Source organism: Microcoleus sp. MOSTC5 (genome assembly GCF_036701825.1).
Classification (GTDB): domain Bacteria; phylum Cyanobacteriota; class Cyanobacteriia; order Cyanobacteriales; family Microcoleaceae; genus Microcoleus; species Microcoleus asticus.
Map to the genome: position 1 here is coordinate 108983 of NZ_JAUBRK010000020.1, position 7118 is coordinate 116100.

Annotated in this window: 8 protein-coding genes; 5 read left to right on the forward strand and 3 right to left on the reverse strand. The window is 45.9% G+C overall.

Features of this window, described 5'->3' with window-relative positions:
• Positions 1-108 precede the first annotated feature (108 nt).
• The 4 genes from QUA54_RS13445 to QUA54_RS13460 all read left to right on the forward strand — a co-directional run bounded on the left by QUA54_RS13445 (position 109) and on the right by QUA54_RS13460 (position 5097).
• Complete coding sequence (locus QUA54_RS13445) at positions 109-1353, forward strand: HhoA/HhoB/HtrA family serine endopeptidase (RefSeq protein ID WP_333415023.1); 1245 nt, start codon at positions 109-111, stop codon at positions 1351-1353.
• 90 nt (positions 1354-1443) lie between these two features.
• Positions 1444-2094, forward strand: a complete 651-nt coding sequence (locus QUA54_RS13450; RefSeq protein ID WP_333415024.1) for an RNA ligase family protein — start codon at positions 1444-1446, stop codon at positions 2092-2094.
• 153 nt (positions 2095-2247) lie between these two features.
• Positions 2248-4656 (forward strand): EF-hand domain-containing protein, encoded by a 2409-nt coding sequence (locus QUA54_RS13455; protein ID WP_333415025.1) that lies wholly within the window; start codon positions 2248-2250, stop codon positions 4654-4656.
• A 93-nt stretch (positions 4657-4749) separates the two neighbouring features.
• Positions 4750-5097: a hypothetical protein gene (locus tag QUA54_RS13460; protein WP_333415026.1), complete on the forward strand. Its 348-nt coding sequence runs from the start codon at positions 4750-4752 to the stop codon at positions 5095-5097.
• A 22-nt stretch (positions 5098-5119) separates the two neighbouring features.
• Here QUA54_RS13460 and QUA54_RS34470 read toward each other — a convergent pair whose 3' ends face one another.
• On the reverse strand, positions 5120-5320 hold the full coding sequence (locus QUA54_RS34470) for an NACHT C-terminal alpha/beta 1 domain-containing protein (RefSeq protein WP_445301554.1): 201 nt from the start codon (positions 5318-5320) through the stop codon (positions 5120-5122).
• 96 nt (positions 5321-5416) lie between these two features.
• On the opposite strand from QUA54_RS34470, the gene QUA54_RS13465 reads away from it, so the two are divergent.
• Positions 5417-6382 carry a hypothetical protein gene (locus QUA54_RS13465; protein ID WP_333415027.1) on the forward strand — a complete coding sequence of 322 codons (966 nt, stop codon included), beginning with the start codon at positions 5417-5419 and terminating at the stop codon, positions 6380-6382.
• Between the two features lie 67 nt (positions 6383-6449).
• Here QUA54_RS13465 and QUA54_RS13470 read toward each other — a convergent pair whose 3' ends face one another.
• Both QUA54_RS13470 and QUA54_RS13475 read right to left on the reverse strand, forming a co-directional pair.
• Entirely contained in the window at positions 6450-6737 is a 288-nt protein-coding gene (locus tag QUA54_RS13470; protein WP_333415028.1) for a hypothetical protein, read from the reverse strand.
• A gap of 107 nt (positions 6738-6844) precedes the next feature.
• Positions 6845-7042, reverse strand: coding sequence for a hypothetical protein (locus tag QUA54_RS13475; protein WP_333415029.1), 198 nt, complete (start codon positions 7040-7042; stop codon positions 6845-6847).
• Positions 7043-7118: the final 76 nt, after the last annotated feature.

Below are 7118 nucleotides of genomic sequence, written 5' to 3' on the forward strand. Positions count from 1 at the left end.
GTATTGTAACTGTCAAAATATATTTAGGATCTTCATAGCGACAGATTATTGATTCCGCACGATCGAATACCTTTACTAGACTAACCCAGAGTAACCAAGATTGACGCTATGCCACTATTTAAGTTTTTTCGCCCCGCGCCCCGAACCGTTGCTCCTTGGTTCGCACTAATTTTAGGAATGACCCTCGCGCTGAGTGCTTTAGCAATCAATGCTGCACCCGCTACCGCCGCTGACGGCAAAAATCCGCCCAACTTACAGTCCCAGAGTTTCCCAGCCACCGCCGCGAATCCGCAACTGTTAGCGCTGCGGAGTCCGGAACTCCCGGGGGATACCGGCAGCTTTGTCACGGCCGCCGTCGATCGAGTCGGGCCGGCAGTTGTCCGCATTGATACTGAGCGCACTGTCAGCCGCAACCTCGACCCCTTAATGGAAGACCCCTTCTTCCGCAGATTTTTGGGAGAAGACTTGCGCAGCATGACCCCCAGGCAAGAACGCTTGCGCGGTCAAGGTTCCGGCTTCATCATTGACAAAAGCGGGATTGTTTTAACCAACGCTCACGTAGTTGACAAAGCCGATCGAGTGACTGTCACCTTAAACGACGGCAGGACATTTCCAGGTGAAGTGCAAGGTACTGACGAAGTAACAGATTTGGCTGTTGTCAAAATTAATACTAAGCAATTAGACTTGCCGACTGCCACCTTGGGAGATTCCGACGCGGTGAAAGTGGGAGATTGGGCGATCGCCGTGGGCAACCCCCTGGGATTTGACAACACCGTCACCTTAGGCATTATCAGCACCCTCAAACGCTCCAGTGCAGCGGTCGGCATTCCCGACAAGCGGCTCGATTTCATTCAAACCGACGCCGCCATCAATCCCGGCAATTCCGGCGGCCCCCTGTTAAACAGCAGAGGAGAAGTGATTGGCATCAACACCGCGATTCGAGCTGACGCAATGGGTATTGGCTTTGCGATTCCGATCGCCAAAGCCAAGGCCATCTACGCGCAGTTAGCCAAGGGAGAACAAGTCAGCCATCCGTTTTTGGGGATTCAGATGATTGCTTTGACTCCTGAAATGGCCAGAGAGAATAACGCTGACCCCAATGCTCCTTTGATTGTCCCGGAAGTTAACGGAGTGTTAGTGATGCGAGTTGTGCCAAATACGCCTGCTGAGAAAGCGGGGGTTCGCAAGGGGGATGTCATCGTTCAAATTGACGGTGAGGGAGTGACTGAGCCCGAACAGTTGCAAAGTTTGGTGGACAACAGCAAAATCGGTCAAATTCTGGAACTGAAGGTGCGGCGCGGTTCCCAGATTAAAGAACTTGCCGTTCAAACTGCTCAACTGAGAGATTTTTAGGGAAGAAGGGGAAGGGGGAAACTGTTAAAAACCCTTTCGTTCTTCCCTCTTCCTTCTTCCTTCTTCCTTCTTCCTTCTTCCTTCCTCTATATGACACGAATTCAACTTGCCTATCCCAAAATTCCAGATAGTAAAAATTGCCCTAATGAACAGTGTATAGCTTTTGAGAAGTACGATGGTACTAATTTGCATTGGGTTTGGGAAGTAGAACTCGGTTGGTATGCTTTTGGTACGCGCCGCAGTAGATTTGATTTGGATGAGATGGGAATTGCAGAATTTAACGCTGCACATCCAGGTTTAGAAGCAGCACCTGAAATATTTAAGATAGATTTTGCTAGTCCGTTAGAGTCTATATTTCGAGAGAACGAACAGTATCACTGCGCTGAAATTACTGTGTTTACAGAGTTTTTTGGTGCTAATTCGTTTGCGGGAATGCACCAAAAGGACGATCGCAAACAATTGGTGCTTTTTGATGTGGAAACAGATCGCGGTATGGTTGTTCCCGATCGGTTTATTCAGGATTTTGGTAAATTAAATATTGCGCGAGTGATTTATCGCGGCAAACTGACAGGCAAGTTTATGGACGATCTTCGCCAGGGGAAATACGGTGTGGATGAAGGTGTTGTGTGCAAGGGAGGCCGCAATGCTAATAATCTGTGGATGGTGAAGATTAAGACTGATGCGTATATGCAGAGATTGCAGCAAGCTTTTAAGGATGATTGGGAAAATTACTGGGAGTAATATCAAACTGATAGATCGACTGTCACAAGCCAAAGTGGGAGATATCGGCAATCCCCTTGGATTTGACAATACCGTTGCGTAACTCATCAGGAATTAAAGTATATTGGTCGTAATCAATAGACAGCCAATAAAAAAATCAGGGAAGATTTAGTTATGACATCTGTGGAGATTGAAAAAAAAGCCATGACTGAAGAAGATGTGGCAAAGTTATGGGAAGCCTTCAAAGTATTTGACGCGGACGGGAGCGGTGGTATTTCATCAGAAGAACTGGGTCAAGTGATGCGATCGCTAGGCCAGAGTCCTAACGAAACCGAGCTGCGCGACATGATCAAGGAAGTAGACGTAGACTTGTCGGGCAGTATCGATTTTGAGGAATTCAAAATGCTGATGGTGTCCCAGCAAGGCGATCGCCAGAGTCGTCTCAAAATGGCATTTAGTGTATTTGATGAGGATGGCAGCGGTCAAATCACTAAAAACGAGATGCAGGGTGTGATGAGCCAGTTTGGACTCACAGAGCAAGAGCTCGATGAGATCGTCAAAGAGGTAGACCATGACGGCGATGCCTCAATTGACTTTAAGGAATTCTGCAAACTGGTACCGGATGAGTCAGAGCTCACAACCGGATATCAAGACTCACCCGTTCCGATTGTCAGCACACAGACAACCGAGATTTCAGACAGTACAGCGGCTGCGATCGCAAGTACAGCAACTGCTATCAACGAGGCAGCTTCTGCCACTATTGAACCTAATTTAGAAGAAGCACCCACCGATAGCAATCCAGAAATAGCGCGGCTAAAAGAACTACTCGCGCAACACCCACAAGCTGAGAACAAGCGCGGTACGTCCCGCTTGCAGATGCAGATTGGTTTGTTTCGTCTGATCCAGGGAGCAGCCTACCGCAGCTTCCGCGAGAGTTTTTCCGCCAACCACGAGACTCACCTGCGCGTGAGAAACTTGCCATACAGAATCGCTGATTTTGTGCAATTTGTCAGGAGTGCGATCGCGCTTTATAAAGGATTGGGTGTAGTAGAGTCTGCGTGCAACCCTGTACTGGATGCAGTAGTGAAATCGATCGAAGATGAATATGCCCGACTGCAAGATCGCATCAAGAACTGGAAGACTATAGAAAAAACTCCAGAAATGTTGGCAGAACAAAAAGCCATGTTGGAGGCGCGGGGTAAGTCTGCCAGCGCCAAGGAAAAGTTTGCGGCGGGAGTGGAGTTTGCAATCACCATCAAGAAGAAGAGTCTTAACTTGCGGGACATCGCCGAGGGTGTGCTTGCCGTCAACGAACTCAACCGACTGCGGAAAATGGAGTTGAGTGAGGAAATGGCACCGCCACCAGCCCAATCCGAGGGAGATCCCAAAGAGTACCTGAAGAAGTGGAACCGAGTCATCCTCTCGGATGCCTCAGAGGAAATCGATGGTGCGATGATGCCAGTCGCCTATTGGTATGAAGACTTTATGCCGAAGCTGCTGGCTGCTTTCAGCGTCAGCACAGCAGCAGACATCCCCTTGAACACGGTGGCTGACGAAACAGCTTTAAACCAGTGGTACGAAGCCACTAAAACGTCAGGGGAATTCGGGCGCTATGGGGCGGATGTTGTAGAAAGCTTTCCCAAATGCGCTGCAAAACAAAAGCTAATGCTCAAACAGGCATGGCGCTTGACGCACAACTACCTGAACGGGGTACAGAAACGGCGGGAACGCTTGGAGTTTGGGCGCGAGTCTGGCGAACTCTCGCAATATGTATCGTTCATTGACGTTTATATCGATCGCAGTGAAATAAAGAATTCACAAATGCGCGTCAGCTTCCCTTACTATATTGGCCCTGCGGTGTGGCGTTTCTTCCACACTACGGCTGAAATCGTCTCTACCAAGACCCCCAAACAGCAAAAAACTCTGGTGGCAATCTTCAAGGACTTCTTCAAGCTGTTTGCCACTATGTATCCCTGCCCCTACTGCCGCCACCACCTCAACGCCTACGTCGTGCAGAATAAAGAGGTGGAAATGTACCCTGTGGAGTACCTCGTGCTTGGGCGCGACCCGCGTCTGAATGACTTTGAGGTATCAATGGAGGCGAAGCTGTCCACCGTAGTAGATGGCGATTCCCTGCGCTTATTCTTCTGGAAGCTGCACAATACTGTCTCCTCATCAATTGCGCGATCGGAGGAGTGGTACCACAAGGATGAGAAAGCATTCTACACCACCCGTTATTGGCCCAGCATTGACTCTGAGCTAGCACGAGCCAACGCCCTCAAACACATTAGCATTGCCACCGATCGGATGTACCGCCTCTACGGTATGCTCAAGCCCGCGGCACGACTGACAGGTGTGAGAGCAACATTGCAAAAGCTGTTGGATAAGCGGGATGAGGAAGGCATCAAGGAGGCCTGCTTAGTTGCCCAAGATTACATCAAGGAGTTGGAGGAGGCGATCGTCACCGGACAATTCTTACAAGAGACATATTACTTTGACCCTGACCTTGTGGATCGAGCTCCAGTCTTTAGTCCTGAAGAAGAGCAGTTTGCTCGAAGCGGTGTGTTCGTAGAGGTTGCTTAGATATCAGCCAGTAAAAAGTTAAGTTTTTAAGCTTAACTTTTTACCCCTTCAACATTTCGAGAGAACGAACAGTATCACTGCGCTGAAATTACTGTGTTTGCAGAGTTTTTTGGTGCTAACTCGTTTGCGGGAATGCACCAAAAGGACGATCGCAAACAATTGGTGCTTTTTGATGTGGAAACCGAGGGCGGTATGGTTGTTCCCGATCGGTTTATTCAGGATTTTGGTAAATTAAATATTGCGCGAGTGATTTATCGCGGCAAACTGACGGGCAAGTTTATGGACGATCTTCGCCAGGGGAAATACGGTGTGGATGAAGGTGTTGTGTGCAAGGGAGGCCGCAATGCTAATAATCTGTGGATGGTGAAGATTAAGACAGATGCGTATATGCAGAGATTGCAGGAAGCTTTTAAGGATGATTGGGAAAATTACTGGGAGTAATATCAAATCTGAAGACTAACTTTTATCGGCTAGTTTTGTAATAGGGTGTGTTGCAGCCAGGTAAGTATAGATTGGATCGGGGGGGGTCTTGAGGTGAGAAAGTGGGAATGATGGGATGGGATGAATCGGTGATGAGGCAGATTGTAGCGTCAAAGGGTGTGAGGACATCCAGAAAAGTTTGGCTAAAACCTTGGGTAGGGGCGATCGCATCTTCGTAGAAAATAAAGTATTGGAAAAGCTATGGTCTTTCCGATCAAGAAGTTGAAAACTTGCCGACGCTTTACCAGCAGTATATGAATAAAAACGAGGAATAAACCTGATGAGCAAAGATAAAAAAGTGATGAATGAGTTAAAAAGTTTTATATATACTCAACTCAAAAAAAAATATAATAAATGCTTATGGCCTAAGTCTGATTGTACTGAAAACTGCATCAAAGCACACTCAATTCAGAATGGTCAGATTTTAGACCAACTAGCCAGCAATAATCATGTCGTTATGGCTGTACCCACACAAAATCTTAATACAGGGCCAGAGATAGAATTTCAGCAGGTTGGACGCAATCTAGCAACAACTTTTACAGGATTATGTCAAAAACATGATAGCGAACTATTTCGTCCAATAGACATTAATGAGTTTGACGTTAGTAATCAACAGCAAAAATTCTTGATCGCTTACAGATCAGTTCTCCGGGAATTACATACAAGAATAAAAGCTGCCATTGATTTACAAACTCCTTATCAAAAAATTGTTGAGCTAGGAAAGTGCGATCCTAACAATCGTGATATATCGGAGCTTGTAACTAATACATTAGCAAATGCTTGTGATTTTTATTTATACAAACAGGAGTACGATAAGATATACAATACTAATTCATTCACGAAAATTGAACACAAGTGTATTCGGATTGAGAGAAATTGTCCTTTGGCTGTAAGCTCCCTATTTGATCCAATTAAAAGCATCATCGGGCGGAAAAGACTTAAACCAAAACTTATTGTTCTCAATGTTTTTCCACAAAAACAAGATACAATTATTTTGCTTTCTTATTTGAGAGATCATCAAGAAGATTTAAGACCTTACGCTAATGAAATTATAAATGCCTCTGTTGAAGATCAACTCTATCTTCTTTCTAAGACTATACTGAGATATTGCGAAAATTTTGTCATATCTCCACAACACTTCAATCTTTTTTCCCAAGAAAAAATAGATACTATCAAAAACTTTTACTTGGCAACACTCACTCTAATTGATCTTGACCATAATGACAAAAACCTAATGCTTTTCTAGTTGCTCATCTAAAAAGCAGTCATGGGTGATATCTCCACAGTCAAAAGAATTACCTACAAGTCAGTATCTACGGGATTGATATCTTTCGGGGGAGGATGACGACCCCGTAATTCCTCTTCTGCCCGAATTGCCAACATAGTTGACCGATTGAAATCAAGGGCTTGCACCCTTGCTCGATTGCCGTTAACCCGATGGCTTCCACACCATTCCAAGCAAAGTGAGTATTCCATCTCTGTTGACGAGGATTAAAAATATAGACAACCTCATCTTCAAGAGCGATCGCCAACTCCACCAGCCCAGTATCCTCCTCTTCAAACAGAACCGGATAAAAAATCACATCAACTGGAACATCCAAAGTGATGGGTAGAACTGTGACGCAAGCTGCCTTGATTAAAAGCAGTTCCTGAAATAATTACCGCCATCCACTCTTGCGGATTTCTGTACCCACTGAGGGATCGAAATTCACAATCCAGATGCTTCCCACTCGGTAATCGCTGCTTGCTGCCATGCTTCATCCTCCTCGGTTAATTGATCGCTCAGTTCATCCAGCAATAAACAGGCTTCTACCATTGCCTGCTGTTCTTGTTGTTTGCGCCACGCTTGCAATAAAAGCTCAATTAGCCGACTGGGATTTTCTACACGATCGTCAATGTAACGCACTAGGGCGTCGGTTCAGTATTAGGAGTTGACAAAAAAGACTGAAAATGATATGTGAATTGAGAAGCCTGTTAAATTC